This is a genomic window from Salisediminibacterium beveridgei, assembly GCF_001721685.1.
Lineage (GTDB): Bacteria > Bacillota > Bacilli > Bacillales > Salisediminibacteriaceae > Salisediminibacterium > Salisediminibacterium beveridgei.
In genome coordinates, this window is the sequence record NZ_CP012502.1 from 1,490,183 (window position 1) to 1,504,935 (window position 14,753).

The window sequence follows — 14,753 nt, forward strand, 5'->3', positions numbered from 1 at the left end:
CAATGCGCTATGTATTGCTCCATGAATTGAAAGCCATTAATACGTTGGTTAACAGGGTATATACACCAGATAAACCTTTTGGTGTCAGAGACGAGGGATTGTTGCTTGAAGCTGCTGAAAGGCCCATTCAAAGTTTATTTGGAGAAGAAGCTTTTCCTACGTTCTCACTTAAATGCGCTGCATTATTCAGTACAACACTGAAAAACCGTCCGTTTCACTATGGCAACCGTCGAACCGGTTTTGCTGCACTTGTTCTGATGCTTTATATGAATGGGTATGAGTTGACTGCAACTGAAAACGAAGCAGAGGCGTTCACGCGTTACGTTTGGACGGATAGACCATCCATAGGGATTATTTCTGAATGGATTGATAAGCATTCACAGCATATTACTGAATAATTTCGACAATCATGTTCACAATTAGCAGAAGTCTTGCCACGCAAGAAGGTTAGTGCTATGATTTAATTGTTCACAATAGAACAAACACAATTAAATACAATGAATCATTTCTTCGGGGTCGGGTGAAATTCCCAACCGGCGGTGATAGAGCAAATGCTTTTAAGTCCGTGACCCGTGAGCAGCAACAAGCTCCCGGTGGATTTGGTGTAATTCCAAAGCCGACAGTAGAGTCTGGATGGGAGAAGAAATGAGAGGATTTATATTGCTGAGTCTGTCAAGACGAACCGAGTAATCATTAACAAGCTATCTCTGCTCAAGTTTCGACATACTTACATCAGCGCATATTCTGCAATTCTGTCGTTTATCAGTGCACACTGATTATCCAGAATGGGCATTGTAGCATAAATCAATCTCATTTGAACTGCCATATACAAAGACACCCTGAAAAAATTCAGGGTGTCTTTTTTTTACGTGCGAAGTGAGACATGCTGTTATGTTGAAAGGTGGAGAAGAGTTGGATAAGCAGTTCATGGAATTAGCCATTAATCTGGCAGAATCAACAGCAGGACAGACATCACCAAATCCTCAAGTCGGTTGTGTGATCGTCAAGAATCATGAAATTAAAGGAATTGGAACACATTTAAGAGCGGGTGGCCATCATGCCGAGATTCACGCACTCAAGATGGCAGGGAATGCCGCTAAAGGAGGAACGGCTTACGTCAGTCTTGAACCTTGTTCTCATCACGGTCAAACACCACCGTGCAGTGATGCATTGATTGAGGCAGGTATTAAACGAGTCGTGATCGCATCCACAGATCCAAATCCTGAAGTGTCAGGAAAAGGGATTGAACAACTGAGGAATGCCGGTATTCAGGTGGAAACGGGGTTGATGAAGGAGGAAGCGGATTTCATCAATCGCTGGTTCTTTCACTCGATTACTCACAACATCCCATATATTACACTGAAATTTGCAACGAGTCTGGACGGCAAATTAGCGACATCATCAGGTGAGAGTCAGTGGATTACAAATGAAAAATCCAGAGAAGATGTCCACCGTTTGCGCCACCGTACAGATGCTATTCTGGTCGGCAGCAAAACAGTCATTGCGGATGATCCGACATTGACAACACGTCTGCAAGATGGCGGCAATAATCCCATAAGAATTATTTTGGACCGTTCATTCAAAACACCACCGAAGTCCAGAATTGTCGTTGAAAGAGATGCTCCAACCTGGATATATACATTATCCTCTGCTTCTCAAAGAAGGATCAAACAGTTTAATAATAAAGGAACTGCAGTTAACACCATTGATGAAAAAGAGAATTTTCTTGAAGAGGTACTGAAGAACCTGGCTCATAAAGGAATCCGCTCGCTGCTTGTAGAAGGCGGTGGAACGATCAATGATGCCTTTTTAAACAGCGGTTTTTTCAATGAAGTGATTCATTATCAGGCACCTGTGATCATTGGTGGAAAAGAAGCAAAATCAGCTTTTTCCGGCACGGGCGTCCAAAATCTGAGTGATGCTCCAAGGTTGAAACTCATAAAAGAAGAACGCTTTGATGATGATATAAAACGAACGTATATCAAACAAGGAGGAAAATGATGTTTACAGGAATCGTGGAAGAAAAAGGAACTATCAGCCGTCTTCAGGAAACCGGTGACGCAATCGTAATGACCATTTCGGCTGATGTTGTCCTAAAAGATGTTCACATGGGCGACAGTATTTCCGTAAATGGCGTCTGCCTCACTGTGAATGATTTTACTCATTCCACTTTCACAGTGGATATGATGCCTGAAACTGTAAGAAATACAAGCTTAAGAAATCTTTCCAGTGGGTCAAAAGTGAATCTTGAAAGGGCAATGGCAGCAAATGGGCGATTCGGTGGTCATTTTGTCAGTGGTCACGTGGATGGCATCGGGACGATTCGTTCTAAGAAACCTGAATACAATGCTGTCTATTATGAAATTGAAGTGGCTAAACACCTAAGAGATTACATGACTATGAAAGGCAGTGTGTCAGTGGATGGGACAAGCTTAACGATTTTCGGATTAACAGACACGACATTTACCATTTCTATTATTCCGCACACGTTAGATTGGACCGTGATCGGATCCAAAGGTCCTGGCGATATTGTGAACATTGAGTGCGATATGCTGGCTAAGTATATGGAAGAGCTCTTGATGAGACGATTTGGTTCGGACGAAAAGTCTTCAGAAAAATTAACCGAATCCTATCTCAAAGAACATGGATTCTATTCGTAACTGAAAGGTGGAGAACTTGATGAGTATTTTTGATCCGATAGAAGAAGCGATTTATGCACTGGCTCAAGGAGATGTGGTCATTGTCTGTGACGATGAAGATCGTGAGAATGAAGGAGATTTTGTTGCACTTGCAGAAAAGGCATCACCTGAAGTGATTAATTTCATGATCAAACATGGGCGAGGCCTTGTATGCGCTCCTATTACTCAGGAACAGGCCAGAAAACTGGATCTTGATCCGATGGTCGACCGTAATTCCGATCCTCATGGAACAGCATTTACGATCAGTATAGATCACCGTCATACAACAACGGGTATTTCGGCATCTGAGCGGTCATTAACGATAAAAGCGTTGATTGACGAAACAACCAAGCCGGCAGATTTTCAACGTCCTGGTCATATATTCCCGCTTGTCGCAAAAGATGGTGGTGTTTTGCGAAGAGCCGGTCACACAGAAGCGGCTGTGGATTTAGCACGAATGAGTGGTTCTAAACCGGCAGGTGTGATTTGTGAAATCATTAAAGAAGACGGTGAAATGGCCAGGGTACCGGATTTGAAGAAAGTGAAAGATGAATTCGGTTTAAAAATGGTCACAATCAAGGATCTGATCAAATACCGCAACCGAAAAGATAAATTGGTTCAGCGTGAAGTGGAAATTGATCTTCCGACTGAATTGGGCTCATTTAAAGCATTCGGCTACTCGAATATCGTCGATGGCAAGGAACATGTAGCTATGGTAAAAGGCGATATCGGCGGGGAAAAACCAACACTTGTAAGAGTTCACTCCGAATGCCTTACAGGTGATGTGTTTGGATCCAAACGATGTGACTGTGGCCCTCAACTTGAAGCAGCTCTCAGTCAAATTGAAGCGGAAGGATCGGGGATACTGCTCTACATGCGTCAGGAAGGCAGAGGGATCGGTCTCCTGAATAAAATGAGAGCCTATAAGCTTCAAGAAGAAGGATATGACACCGTGGAAGCGAATGAAAAGCTTGGCTTTGCACCGGATCTCAGGGATTATGGAATTGGAGCTCAGATTTTGAGAGATCTGGGTGTGAAGAAAATGCGACTGTTAACAAATAACCCAAGAAAAGTAAAAGGACTCGACGGGTATGATTTGGAAATCGTGGAACGGGTCCAACTTCAAATGGCATCGTCGAAAGATAACGAGAAATATATGAAAACGAAGCGTGATAAATTGGGTCACATGCTGCATTTATAATACTGAAATGAAGTATTTGGGCCATAGCATCATAAATTTTGAATTATACAATTTATTGGAGGATGACAAACATGGGAAAAACATTCGAAGGACATTTAGTAGGATCAGGACTGAAATTTGGTATTGTGGTTGGGCGATTTAATGAATTCATTACAAGCAAACTTCTTGGTGGTGCAGAGGATGCACTGAAACGACATGGTGTAGACGATGATAATGTGGATATCGCCTGGGTGCCAGGCGCTTATGAAATTCCAATGATTGCAAAACGAATGGCTGATTCGGGGAAATATGATGCTGTGATTACGCTGGGCACTGTTATTCGAGGGTCGACACCTCATTTTGACTATGTATGCAGTGAGGTTTCTAAAGGTGTTGCGCAAGTATCCATGCAAACAGGTGTCCCAACGATCTTCGGTGTGATTACTACAGATACCATTGAGCAGGCCATTGAACGTGCAGGCACGAAAGCAGGTAACAAAGGCTGGGATTCTGCCATGAGCGCCATTGAAATGGCACATTTAACGAAGCAATTCTAAGTAAATCTATCACTTAATACTCGAAAGAGACCGCTGGGTTCAGCGGTCTCTTTGTTTAGCTTTCTTACGTTTTGATTTCTCCCGTTCTTCAATGACATCACTGCGATCACGAAGCCGATGTCTGAAGGTTAAATCGTCATCGATCGTATTGGAAAGCCACTCTACTTGCAGTTTATCACATTTCTCGATACAAGCTTTTTCAAGCCGGGTATCCGTTAAAGGAAGATTGAAATTTTCGAACGATTGTTCATCAAGGTTTCGTTGAATGCGTTCTTCCACAAAATAAATGACCTTTTTTTCATCAATGCCTAATGAGTCAAGGACACCTGGTGAATTTGCAATGTGTTCAAGAACTTTTCTGTATAGTCTGTTGCTGCCTTTTCGATTTTTTTGCCGCTCATGGTAAACTGCTACAGCCAGTTGAATCAGGGTAAGCCATTTAGGGTCACGTTCAGTTTCAATCCAATGTTCCTCCATGATTTCATGACATTCAAAGTAGTCTCTTGTTCCATTAAAATGAATCAGAAAATCTAAGTAGGGTTCCGGATAATGATGCATGACATATCCCTCCAAATGAATCGAATCTATTCAATACCACCTTTAATAATAAACGATCATCTGGCAGTTGTGAAGATGGATGTAATAAACGGTTATAGGTCATGCAGAAATATGGTATACTCAAAAACAGGAAAGGGATGACCGCCATGCTTCAGTACAGCGTGAAACTTCACAGCTTTGAAGGGCCACTTGATCTTTTACTGCATTTAATCCAAAGCAATGATTTGGATTTATACGACATTCCAGTTCGGGAGATCACGGATCAGTACATGACTTACATACATACGATGCAGGAGCTTCATTTGGATATTGCCAGTGAATACCTAGTTATGGCCGCCACACTTCTGCAAATGAAAAGTAAGTTGCTGCTCCCGATAGAGGAAGTGGACTTCGAGGAGGAGATGCTCGATTTCGAAGAAGATCAAAGAGATGAACTGATGAATAAATTAATCGAGTATAAAAAGTACAAGGATGCAGCATCGGAACTGAAAGATCGAGAGAAGAAAAGGAGCGATCTGTTTTCAAAACCAATGTCAGATTTGACTCCCTTTTTAGATGGTTCTGTGAAGGAAATGGAAGTTGATGCTTCTCTTTATGACATGCTGAAGGCATTTCGAAAAATGAAAAAAAGGCAAGATCAATCTGAACCTGTTTTCAGAAAAATCCAGAGAGAATCAGTACCGATTGAACAGAAAATGGGCGATATTATGCAAAGATTGAGTGGATTGAATGGTGCATCCTCTTTTTCTCTATTGATTATTGACTATGAGCACCATGAACTGGTCGTTACTTTTCTCGCACTTTTGGAATTGATGAAATCAAACGCTGTTCGTTGTGTTCAACAGGATAATTTTGATGACATCTGGATCTATCAGCGGGAGGTCTGAGCATTGCAAAGCCAGGAAATAAAAGCCATAATTGAAGGATTATTATTTGTGAGTGGGGAAGAAGGAATTGATGAAAAGCAATTGATGAATGTCTTGTCGATTGACCGAAAGTCATTGAAATTCTATCTTCATGAATTAAAAGACATGTATGCTTCATCAGGGAGAGGTATTCAGCTTTCTGAAGCAGGAGGCATTTACCAGCTGACTACCAAAGAAGAGCATGTGGACTATTTTAAAAAACTGGTCCAGTCCCCTTCTTCCACTACGCTATCGCAAGCGGCATTGGAGTGTCTGGCCATTGTGGCTTACAGACAACCCGTTTCACGAATAGAAATCGAAGATATTCGGGGTGTGAAGTCAGAAAGGCCATTAAGAACGCTCGTAAGTAAAGAACTTGTCAAAGAAACGGGTAGAGCAACAGGAACGGGTCGTGCCATTTTATTTGGAACAACCAGATTTTTTCTCGAACAATTCGGCTTAACTTCTCTCGAAGAGCTGCCGGATTTGTCGGAGCATGTCGATGAGGAAGAGCTGACCGAGGAAATGGATTTATTTTATGATCGATTTTCCGAATCCTTGGATATCAAGCAGGAAAATAAATCAGACATTGAAGGGGAGACGTAAAGATGGGAAATGAATTAGTAAAAGAACAATTGGTTTCAACAGTAGAATTACTGAAGAAAACGAGTGATGATATTCGTTTTTTTCTGAACGAAGAATCGATTCATTCCATTTTAGGGAATATGGAAGAGGCGAAACAGGAGGATGTGGAATTGATACTTGATCAATTACGCAGGCTGTTGGTCTATTTTGATGAAGGAAGAGAATCCGGCCAGTTACTTTTAACCAGCGAAAAATTCCGCAAGAATGCTGCTGAGAAAACCTTGTTCTGGGTCTTTCATCAGTGCGTAGAAGAATTCTTTCAACCACATTATGATGTTTGGTATGAAGATAGCCGAGCTGCGTATACTGGTAAAAACGCAATAAGGTTCAGAAGTGAAGTCAGTGACAATCTTAAAAATCTGATTCGCTCCATTGAGGGACCGCTCCAGGAAATTCGAGAAGATCTCGATTATTACGAAACGGATTTCCGGACTAAAATGAAGCAGCAGGAATCAAGACGGTAATGAATAAATAATTCCATAATTAAGACTCCCGTTCAAAGTAAAATGCGGGAGTCTTTTTATTTTCTTTGGGGAGTTTAAATGCGTTATGAGAATGAAGTATACGTATAAGTGAGGCTTGTCGCCATTTCCCTCTCGACAAGCCAAGTATTTTTTACTGTTCATTTTTAAAATTCATCAATTGCTGGTACAACCGGTCAAATTCATTTACAACCAGTTTGGATCGATAGACCATTCTTCCCGCCTCAGAATCGATATTGGAAATACGTCCGGTGAAAACAGTTTTCATGCGACGTTCTTTCGTATACCAATGCAGTTCAAGGTATTTCTGGAATGTTGAAAGGAATTCATTGAGAATGTCCAATTGCTCTGGCTGATAGACTTCCTTAAGTATATCATCATCAAACAAGAATGATTTGGGTGCAAGTTCCATCTCAGTTTGATGAATATCAATGGTTTGTTTGGCTACAGCATTTCGTATACTGAGGCACTGAAGTTCTATTGTCCGCTTGACTTCATTACGCCATCTCTGATGGACCATCGGATGGTCAGGATGTGATGGCGAAGAAGCATAAACAGATGGCAAGGGGGAAAAAGAGTGTGCTCTTTTTGGAACTTCCGATTTTTTGCCGATCCAGTTTCGAACCAGTAATCCGAGAATGACAAAGCCGGTAATCAGAATGATCAAGTTCAGTACTAACAGGATATCTGTTGAACTCATGCCACACACCTCCTCTTTTTTACAGTGTATCAGATCATTGACAGTACGTCTTTCTCTAGAACTGTTCACAATATTGTCACACCAGTCCCCTTGAAATAAAAAAGAGCAAACGGTAACATACATGTAGGGGTATGAGTATCAATAATAAATTATTAATTTTAGGGGGACTGCTGTCATGGACAGACGTAATTTTTTGAAGCGCGCATCCGCAGCAACTGCTGCGGCTGCAGTGATGACGACATCTAATAAATGGGTATCCGCATCAGCGATTGATGAGGATAAACAGATCGGATCCATTATTGATTTATCCAAATGCGATGGCTGTGAATATCAAGATACACCACTTTGTGTGGCAGCGTGCAAAACGAAGAATGAACATCGCTTTCCACAGCCGGAAAAACCGATTCAGGATTACTGGCCAAGAGATCATCATGAAGACTGGTCAGATGAGCAGGAGAGAATTGATCGGTTGACACCATATAACTGGACATTTGTTGACAGTGTGGAAGTGGATTACAACGGGGAGAAGAAGAAGGTTCATGTTCCGAGAAGATGTATGCATTGCGACGATGCGACGTGTCAAAAACTTTGTCCATTCGGTGTTATTTATAAAAGTGAGCATGGTGCAGTGACCATAGATGAAGATTTCTGTATGGGTGGTGCAAAGTGCAGGTCTGCCTGTCCGTGGGATATTCCGCAGCGTCAAGCAGGTGTTGGCTTATACAAAAATCTGGCTCCAACGTTCGCCGGGGGCGGTGTGATGTTTAAATGTGATATGTGTGTAGACTTGCTGGAAAAAGGGGAGAAACCGGCATGTGAAACATCTTGTCCAAGAGATGCGATCACCTTTGGCCCACTTGAAGAAATGCGGATGGAAGCAAATCGTCGAGCAAATGACATGGGTGGATTTGTATATGGAGACGAAGAGAATGGCGGAACACATACATTCTACGTCTCAGAAGTACCTTATGAAAAAATTGATGAAGCGATACAGAGGGATAAACAGGTTAATGAAGATCAGCGCCCTGGCAGACCTCACATGAAACCCGAAGTTGAAAACCTTTTATACACAGCACATGGGTTTACGCTGGCCATGATGATCGCTCCTGTAGCTGGTGCCGCTGCAGCGGGGATCACTGCTTATAAAACCTTAAAAAAAGAAGAAGTTGAGGAGGTGGATATTGATGAGTAAAACCACTGGAAAAATGATCCGGCAGCCAAAAGTAAACCGATTTGTACACTGGACTGCGGCAGTTTCGATCATTATGCTGATCATCACAGGACTCGGCCAGATGCCTCTATATGGAAGGTATCTCGGCCCCAATCCCCCTGTTTTTCTTGAATGGCTGCAAAGTTATGAAATCACATTATGGCTTCATTACACCTTTGCATCCATTCTGATCTTTACTGCCATCTTCCATCTCATTCACCATTTGATTCGAAAAGAATTTGCTATTGTACCGAGAAAAGGAGATTTGAAGGGCTCATATCATCTTATGAAGGCCATGATTTTGAAAAAACCAGAGCCGCCAAGCCATAAATATTTACCGGAGCAACGGCTGGCTTATGCCCTCTTTGCCGTCTCTATTCTTCTTTTAGTTGTGACCGGAGCATTCAAGGTGTATCAAAACGTAGCAGGAGGCTCTCTGTCGAATACAATGATGGTCGTTATGACAACCGGCCACAATATCGGTACGGTCCTGATCATCTTTGCTTTTATTGGTCATATGGCTGCGTTTCTTTTTAAAGACAATCGTAAAATGCTTCCTGGTATGTTCACCGGCAAAGTGGATCAAGAGTATGTAAAACACCGTCATTCTCTTTGGTATGATGAGTTGAAACAGAAAAAGCAGAGAAAAAATAAAAAGATATCATAATTTATGAAAAGTACACCGAAAACCCGGTGTACTTTTCATTGTTTTATCAATATAAAACCGATAGAATTAAAAGTTGAGACACTTAATTAAAGTGATCGAACAGCGGGAGTGGATAAAATGGAAAGACTGCAGAAGATCATTGCTCAGGCAGGGATCACATCAAGAAGAAAAGCAGAAACAATGATACAAGAAGGAAGAGTATATGTGAATGGACAACAAGTTAAAGAACTTGGTGTCAAAGCTGATATTCATCAGGATGAAATCATGGTGGATGGTGTGCCGTTAGAGAAAGAGGAACCGGTATACTACCTGTTATATAAACCTGCTGGAGTCATTTCCAGTGTGGATGATGAAAAAGGACGAAGAACTGTGATTGATCTCGTGCCTCCTGAAAAAAGGGTGTATCCTATTGGTCGATTGGACTCAGATACATCAGGACTGATCGTTTTAACCAATGATGGTGAATTCGCTAATATTCTTATGCACCCTAAATATAAGGTTCGTAAAACCTATATCGCAAAAGTTCAAGGTATGCCTTTAAGGGAATCTTTAAAAAAATTGGAGAAGGGTATTCTTTTGGAGGATGGAAAAACTGCACCTGCAAAAACAAAACTGATTAAAACGGATAATAAAAAAGGTTCGTCTGTTGTTGAAATTACGATCCATGAGGGACGAAACCGGCAAGTCAGACGAATGTTTGATGCGATCGATCACCCTGTTTTAAAATTAAAGCGTGAGCGATACGGAATTTTGGATCTTAAAGGCTTGAATGCCGGCGATTGGAGAGAGCTGAAACCGCATGAAGTAAAAACATTACGGGAAATGGCTGCGAGATAGTATCGTGAAATTGTAAACACCGTGTCGATAGTGCTATTATAAAGGAAAGATCGATTGAAATGAAAGAGAGTGAGTCAAATGAAGAATAGACGATTCTTGATGCGCTTGTCCATTCTTTTAGTCATGCTTGCCGCTGTAGGCTATGCATTCTATGTGAATTTTTCCGAAGAGCGTGGTGTAGTGGATGCTGGTGATTCTGCTCCAAATTTTGAAGTGACGGATCTGGATGGAAAGCCGGTGGAACTGGAGGATTTTAGAGGACAAGGCGTTTATCTTAACTTTTGGGCAACTTATTGTGTTTACTGCCGGGATAAAATGCAATATTTACAGGAATATGAAGCATCTTATGAAGATCAAGACGTTGTGATTTTGAATGTGAATGTCGATGAAACCAGTCTTCAGGTGGAACGGCATAAAGAACGGCAAGGGCTTGAATTCCCTCTATATATTGACCGGAACATGCTGGTCAGCCATTCCTATGGTGTTGTCAGTCTGCCTTCGGTATTTCTGATTGACGAAGAAGGAATAGTCATTGAACGACAGGTTGGTGGAAAGACGGAAGCTCAAGTAGTAGATTCATTGGATTCACTGATTCCATAGTTCGGAGGGTATACGTGATGGATAAAGTAAAATGCGAATGTGGTCACATGAACCCTTATGGGACGTATTTATGTGAATCTTGCGGCATTCCTTTACAAAAAGAAGAAGGTCAGCTTGCAAACATGCGCTATGAAGGTGTGGCCAGACGTTCGCAGACCTATAATAAGAGTGTAGTTGATAAAATTTGGAATTTCTTTTCCTCTGTAAAAGTCGGCATCTGGATCATTGTCATTTTGCTGCTGGCTTCTTCAATCGGGACAATCTTTCCACAAGAGATGTATTTACCACGTGGTGAGTCGGCGTCGACTTACTATCAAAATGAATACGGTGCTTTTGGGCAGCTCTATTATCAATTGGGGTTTCATAATCTCTACAGTTCCTGGTGGTACACTTTAATACTGGCTGCTTTAGGTATTTCGCTGGTGATTGCCAGTCTCGATCGTGTTGTTCCATTGTATCGGGCACTGAAAACTCAGCGGGTTGATCGCCATGAAAAATTTCTTGAACGTCAGCGACTTTTCACACGATTTGAAATCGGGGAGAAGCTGGATGAAAATCGGGAAAGTATTGAAAAAAAATTAAAGGAAAAACGATATTCTATCCGAAAAAAGGACCAATCTCTGCTTGCAGAAAAAAATCGCTTTGCAAGATGGGGACCCTATATCAACCATATTGGTTTGATTATTTTTTTGATCGGTGGTTTATTGCGACTTTTCCCTGAAATGTACCTGGATGATTACATATGGGTGCGAGAAGGGGAAACAGAAGTTGTCAGAGGCACAGATGGCGAGTTTTTTTTAAGGAATGATCAGTTCCTGGTTGAATTATATGACGAAGATGACCCCGTGTTTGGAGAGGCGTTGCAAACCGTGTCGGATCCTGTTGTTAAGACTTATCAGACCAGTGCAACGTTGTTTGAACGTTCAGATGATGGTGCGATAGGAAGTGACACAGAACTTGATGAAGTAAAAACATATGATATTAGAGTCAATGATCCACTCACATTTGACAGTTTTTCCTTATATCAGGTGGATTATAAACTGAATGAACTTTCTGAGTTTACATTCCGAATTGAGGGAGAGGACCTTGATGAGGAAGAAGAGTCTGTTACATTTAACGTTGATTTGAACGATCCGCAAATGAGCTATGACCTAGAGAATGGGTTCAGAGTGGAGATTGTGGAATATTTCCCAAACTTCATGCTTAATGAGCAAAATGAACCGACAACCCTTAACCGAATTCCTGATAATCCCCGCATTATCTTCGAGGTCTTTCCACCAGACACTGAAGCAGAAGAGGGAAGAGGGGAACTCAGTTTAATTGGTGTACAGGTGAATGAAGCACTGAATGGTGAGAATGATTACAGGATTGCCATGACGGATGTGGACATGGTTAACGTGACAGGGTTAACAGTCAGAAGGGATCGAACGTTGCCGATTTTAATCCTGGGCGGCGCAATCTTTATGGTGGGTCTTGTGCAAGGATCTTATTGGCACCACCGGAGAATCTGGCTCAGGGAAAAAGATGGTGAACTACTGATTGCAGGCCATGCCAATAAAAACTGGCATTCCTTAAAGAAAGATTTTGAATATGTTTTGAAAGATACAGGAATTCCACAACCAATTGATCAGGCGGATGATCAGGAAGCGGAAAATTCTGATGAAAGGGATGGGGAACAACATGGCTCAACTTAGTACGAATCTGATCTTTGCCGCTTTTTTCTTCTATTTTGCTTCAACAGTCTTTTTCTCCGTTGCAATAACCGGGAGGAAATTCAAAGATAGCGAAGGGATGGAGAAGAATAAATCAGGCTTATTTGGATACATTACAGCAATTGTTGCTGTTGCGCTCTCACTTGGATATTTTGTAACACGATGGATTGCAGCAGGGTTTGCTCCGGTAAGTAACATGTTCGAATATACTACTGCGCTTGGTATTGCCATTGCCTTGGCGTTTGTAATCATTTACCCGATCTATAAAAATAACTATCTCGGATTATTTACCATGCCTGTTGTTATGTTGATCATCGCGTATGCTTCGATGTTTCCCACCGAGGTACAACCATTGATACCGGCTTTGCAGTCGAACTGGCTCGCGATTCACGTAATCACAACGGTAATCGGTCAAGGGATATTGGCTGTTGCTTTTGTTGCAGGATTAATGTACTTGATTGCCGCAATTGATTTCACTAAACCCTCGAAAAGCCGGACCGGCCTGGAGATCGTGCAATACTCGGTAATAGCAACACTGATGTATGTGATTTTGGGTTTCTCATTTGGGCTGGCAGACTATCAGGCAGATTTTGCTTACGTAAATGAGAACGGTGTTGAGGATGAAATGGCTTATTCCTTCCCTCCGCTTATCGGACCGAATGACGGTGAACTGATCAGTGAACAGGGGATGTCACCACTGATAAATGCACCGGCAATTTTGCAAAGTAATGATTTGAATACTGTATTGTGGTCATTACTATCCGGTCTGATCGTTTACGGGTTGATACGTATAATCTTCAGAAAACCAACAGGAGCAATCGTTCAGCCACTTCTAAAAAAATTGAATCTGACCACATTGGATGAGATCAGTTACAGAGCTGTCGCAATCGGGTTTCCAATATTTACACTTGGTGCATTGATCTTTGCCATGATTTGGGCTCAGATTGCCTGGACGCGGTTTTGGGGTTGGGATCCTAAAGAAGTGTGGGCTTTAATTACATTCCTCTTTTATGCTGCCTATTTGCATTTACGATTATCAAGAGGTTGGCATGGCAAGAAGAGTGCGTGGATGGTTGTCATTGGATTTATTATCATTATGTTTAATCTCATATTTGTAAACCTGGTCATCGCTGGACTCCATTCCTACGCAGGTATGTAATAGAAGTAAAAAAGGAAGCAGATGCATTGTCTGCTTCCTTTTGTGACCTTCATGTTCAACAAATGGACAAGTCATGTTACAATAAAATTGTGAACATTTTATTTAAAAAGTATATAAACTGGAAATGAAAGTGAGGAGATGCTGACAATGAGTACTGAAGCTAAAATTCTTGTCGTAGATGATGAAGAACGTATTCGTCGCTTATTAAAAATGTATCTTGAGAGAGAGAATTATGAAGTGGATGATGCTGAAAATGGTGAAAAAGCTTTGGATAAGGCATTATCTGTTGACTATGATTTAATTGTCCTGGATTTAATGATGCCGGGGATGGATGGCATCGAAGTATGCGAACAAATCCGAAAGCAAAAAGCGACACCGATTATGATGTTGACAGCAAAAGGAGAAGAGGCAAATCGCGTACAGGGATTTGAAGCGGGTACCGATGATTATATCGTGAAACCATTCAGCCCGCGCGAAGTTGTTTTGCGTGTGAAGGCCTTGTTGCGACGATCATCTTCAACGGCTTTTTTACAGACAGAAACAAATGCCAAAGATGTTTTGGTCTTTCAGCATTTGACAATAGATAATGATGCCCACCGGGTAACGGCAGATGATCAACATATCAGCTTGACACCTAAGGAATATGAACTGCTTCACTATTTAGCATCTGCACCTGATAAAGTGTTTGCCAGAGAGCAGTTGTTAAAAGATGTTTGGAACTATGAATTTTTTGGTGACTTAAGAACTGTGGATACGCATGTAAAACGTCTGCGCGAAAAATTAAACAAGGTTTCACCGGAGGCCGGTAATCTGATTACAACTGTCTGGGGCGTCGGTTATAAATTTGAGGCCTTGAAGTAAGT

17 protein-coding genes and 1 riboswitch are annotated in these 14,753 nt (G+C 41.6%); of the genes, 15 read left to right on the forward strand and 2 right to left on the reverse strand.

Annotation, left to right across the window (positions count from 1 at the left end):
* Nucleotides 1-2: 2 nt before the first annotated feature.
* From BBEV_RS06915 to ribH, 5 genes are all read left to right on the forward strand, one after another.
* Nucleotides 3-398 (forward strand): type II toxin-antitoxin system death-on-curing family toxin, encoded by a 396-nt coding sequence (locus BBEV_RS06915; RefSeq protein WP_069364800.1) that lies wholly within the window; start codon nucleotides 3-5, stop codon nucleotides 396-398.
* A gap of 104 nt (nucleotides 399-502) precedes the next feature.
* Nucleotides 503-649: riboswitch (FMN riboswitch) on the forward strand.
* Nucleotides 650-891: 242 nt separating this feature from the next.
* On the forward strand, nucleotides 892-2,001 hold the full coding sequence (gene ribD / locus BBEV_RS06920) for a bifunctional diaminohydroxyphosphoribosylaminopyrimidine deaminase/5-amino-6-(5-phosphoribosylamino)uracil reductase RibD (RefSeq protein ID WP_069364801.1): 1,110 nt from the start codon (nucleotides 892-894) through the stop codon (nucleotides 1,999-2,001).
* On the forward strand, nucleotides 2,001-2,660 hold the full coding sequence (ribE, locus tag BBEV_RS06925; RefSeq protein WP_069364802.1) for a riboflavin synthase: 660 nt from the start codon (nucleotides 2,001-2,003) through the stop codon (nucleotides 2,658-2,660). Before ribD ends, ribE begins: the two co-directional genes overlap by 1 nt.
* Before the next feature lie 25 nt (nucleotides 2,661-2,685).
* Nucleotides 2,686-3,879: a bifunctional 3,4-dihydroxy-2-butanone-4-phosphate synthase/GTP cyclohydrolase II gene (locus BBEV_RS06930; RefSeq protein WP_069366641.1), complete on the forward strand. Its 1,194-nt coding sequence runs from the start codon at nucleotides 2,686-2,688 to the stop codon at nucleotides 3,877-3,879.
* A gap of 71 nt (nucleotides 3,880-3,950) precedes the next feature.
* Nucleotides 3,951-4,415 (forward strand): 6,7-dimethyl-8-ribityllumazine synthase, encoded by a 465-nt coding sequence (gene ribH / locus BBEV_RS06935; protein ID WP_069364803.1) that lies wholly within the window; start codon nucleotides 3,951-3,953, stop codon nucleotides 4,413-4,415.
* 39 nt (nucleotides 4,416-4,454) lie between these two features.
* Here ribH and BBEV_RS06940 read toward each other — a convergent pair whose 3' ends face one another.
* Nucleotides 4,455-4,973, reverse strand: coding sequence for a DUF309 domain-containing protein (locus BBEV_RS06940; protein WP_069364804.1), 519 nt, complete (start codon nucleotides 4,971-4,973; stop codon nucleotides 4,455-4,457).
* A gap of 146 nt (nucleotides 4,974-5,119) precedes the next feature.
* Here BBEV_RS06940 and BBEV_RS06945 point away from each other — a divergent pair, with 146 nt between their 5' ends.
* From BBEV_RS06945 to BBEV_RS06955, 3 genes are read left to right on the forward strand one after another with little or no spacing between them, the layout of a single operon-like run.
* Nucleotides 5,120-5,860 (forward strand): segregation/condensation protein A, encoded by a 741-nt coding sequence (locus BBEV_RS06945; RefSeq protein WP_084007275.1) that lies wholly within the window; start codon nucleotides 5,120-5,122, stop codon nucleotides 5,858-5,860.
* A 3-nt stretch (nucleotides 5,861-5,863) separates the two neighbouring features.
* Nucleotides 5,864-6,484, forward strand: a complete 621-nt coding sequence (gene scpB / locus BBEV_RS06950; RefSeq protein ID WP_069364805.1) for an SMC-Scp complex subunit ScpB — start codon at nucleotides 5,864-5,866, stop codon at nucleotides 6,482-6,484.
* Nucleotides 6,485-6,486: 2 nt separating this feature from the next.
* A complete protein-coding gene (locus tag BBEV_RS06955) occupies nucleotides 6,487-6,987 on the forward strand; it encodes a DUF3907 family protein (protein WP_069364806.1) in 501 nt (166 codons plus the stop codon).
* A 151-nt stretch (nucleotides 6,988-7,138) separates the two neighbouring features.
* Here the strand turns inward: BBEV_RS06955 and BBEV_RS06960 are convergent, their stop codons facing one another.
* The gene (locus BBEV_RS06960) at nucleotides 7,139-7,705 is read right to left on the reverse strand and encodes a hypothetical protein (RefSeq protein WP_069364807.1); all 567 of its coding nucleotides are present in this window, start codon (nucleotides 7,703-7,705) and stop codon (nucleotides 7,139-7,141) included.
* 175 nt (nucleotides 7,706-7,880) lie between these two features.
* Between BBEV_RS06960 and BBEV_RS06965 the strand changes: the two genes are divergently transcribed.
* From BBEV_RS06965 to BBEV_RS06995, 7 genes are all read left to right on the forward strand, one after another.
* The gene (locus BBEV_RS06965) at nucleotides 7,881-8,897 is read left to right on the forward strand and encodes a 4Fe-4S dicluster domain-containing protein (protein WP_069364808.1); all 1,017 of its coding nucleotides are present in this window, start codon (nucleotides 7,881-7,883) and stop codon (nucleotides 8,895-8,897) included.
* Complete coding sequence (locus BBEV_RS06970) at nucleotides 8,890-9,582, forward strand: formate dehydrogenase subunit gamma (protein WP_069364809.1); 693 nt, start codon at nucleotides 8,890-8,892, stop codon at nucleotides 9,580-9,582. Before BBEV_RS06965 ends, BBEV_RS06970 begins: the two co-directional genes overlap by 8 nt.
* Before the next feature lie 117 nt (nucleotides 9,583-9,699).
* Nucleotides 9,700-10,419: a pseudouridine synthase gene (locus tag BBEV_RS06975; RefSeq protein WP_069364810.1), complete on the forward strand. Its 720-nt coding sequence runs from the start codon at nucleotides 9,700-9,702 to the stop codon at nucleotides 10,417-10,419.
* Between the two features lie 78 nt (nucleotides 10,420-10,497).
* On the forward strand, nucleotides 10,498-11,019 hold the full coding sequence (gene resA, locus BBEV_RS06980; protein ID WP_069364811.1) for a thiol-disulfide oxidoreductase ResA: 522 nt from the start codon (nucleotides 10,498-10,500) through the stop codon (nucleotides 11,017-11,019).
* A 17-nt stretch (nucleotides 11,020-11,036) separates the two neighbouring features.
* On the forward strand, nucleotides 11,037-12,713 hold the full coding sequence (resB, locus tag BBEV_RS06985) for a cytochrome c biogenesis protein ResB (protein WP_069364812.1): 1,677 nt from the start codon (nucleotides 11,037-11,039) through the stop codon (nucleotides 12,711-12,713).
* Nucleotides 12,700-13,890 carry a c-type cytochrome biogenesis protein CcsB gene (ccsB, locus tag BBEV_RS06990; RefSeq protein ID WP_069364813.1) on the forward strand — a complete coding sequence of 397 codons (1,191 nt, stop codon included), beginning with the start codon at nucleotides 12,700-12,702 and terminating at the stop codon, nucleotides 13,888-13,890. Before resB ends, ccsB begins: the two co-directional genes overlap by 14 nt.
* Nucleotides 13,891-14,037: 147 nt before the next feature.
* Nucleotides 14,038-14,751: a response regulator transcription factor gene (locus BBEV_RS06995; protein ID WP_069364814.1), complete on the forward strand. Its 714-nt coding sequence runs from the start codon at nucleotides 14,038-14,040 to the stop codon at nucleotides 14,749-14,751.
* Nucleotides 14,752-14,753: the final 2 nt, after the last annotated feature.

What these genes read in the sequence shown, in the direction of transcription:
- BBEV_RS06915 (WP_069364800.1), top strand. Translation starts at nt 3, where the DNA reads ATGCGCTATGTATTGCTCCATGAATTGAAAGCCATTAATACGTTGGTT.
- ribD (WP_069364801.1), top strand. Translation starts at nt 892, where the DNA reads ATGTTGAAAGGTGGAGAAGAGTTGGATAAGCAGTTCATGGAATTAGCC.
- ribE (WP_069364802.1), top strand. Translation starts at nt 2,001, where the DNA reads ATGTTTACAGGAATCGTGGAAGAAAAAGGAACTATCAGCCGTCTTCAG.
- ribH (WP_069364803.1), top strand. Translation starts at nt 3,951, where the DNA reads ATGGGAAAAACATTCGAAGGACATTTAGTAGGATCAGGACTGAAATTT.
- BBEV_RS06940 (WP_069364804.1), bottom strand. Translation starts at nt 4,973, where the DNA reads ATGCATCATTATCCGGAACCCTACTTAGATTTTCTGATTCATTTTAAT.
- BBEV_RS06945 (WP_084007275.1), top strand. Translation starts at nt 5,120, where the DNA reads ATGCTTCAGTACAGCGTGAAACTTCACAGCTTTGAAGGGCCACTTGAT.
- BBEV_RS06955 (WP_069364806.1), top strand. Translation starts at nt 6,487, where the DNA reads ATGGGAAATGAATTAGTAAAAGAACAATTGGTTTCAACAGTAGAATTA.
- BBEV_RS06960 (WP_069364807.1), bottom strand. Translation starts at nt 7,705, where the DNA reads ATGAGTTCAACAGATATCCTGTTAGTACTGAACTTGATCATTCTGATT.
- BBEV_RS06965 (WP_069364808.1), top strand. Translation starts at nt 7,881, where the DNA reads ATGGACAGACGTAATTTTTTGAAGCGCGCATCCGCAGCAACTGCTGCG.
- BBEV_RS06970 (WP_069364809.1), top strand. Translation starts at nt 8,890, where the DNA reads ATGAGTAAAACCACTGGAAAAATGATCCGGCAGCCAAAAGTAAACCGA.
- BBEV_RS06975 (WP_069364810.1), top strand. Translation starts at nt 9,700, where the DNA reads ATGGAAAGACTGCAGAAGATCATTGCTCAGGCAGGGATCACATCAAGA.
- resA (WP_069364811.1), top strand. Translation starts at nt 10,498, where the DNA reads ATGAAGAATAGACGATTCTTGATGCGCTTGTCCATTCTTTTAGTCATG.
- resB (WP_069364812.1), top strand. Translation starts at nt 11,037, where the DNA reads ATGGATAAAGTAAAATGCGAATGTGGTCACATGAACCCTTATGGGACG.
- ccsB (WP_069364813.1), top strand. Translation starts at nt 12,700, where the DNA reads ATGGCTCAACTTAGTACGAATCTGATCTTTGCCGCTTTTTTCTTCTAT.
- BBEV_RS06995 (WP_069364814.1), top strand. Translation starts at nt 14,038, where the DNA reads ATGAGTACTGAAGCTAAAATTCTTGTCGTAGATGATGAAGAACGTATT.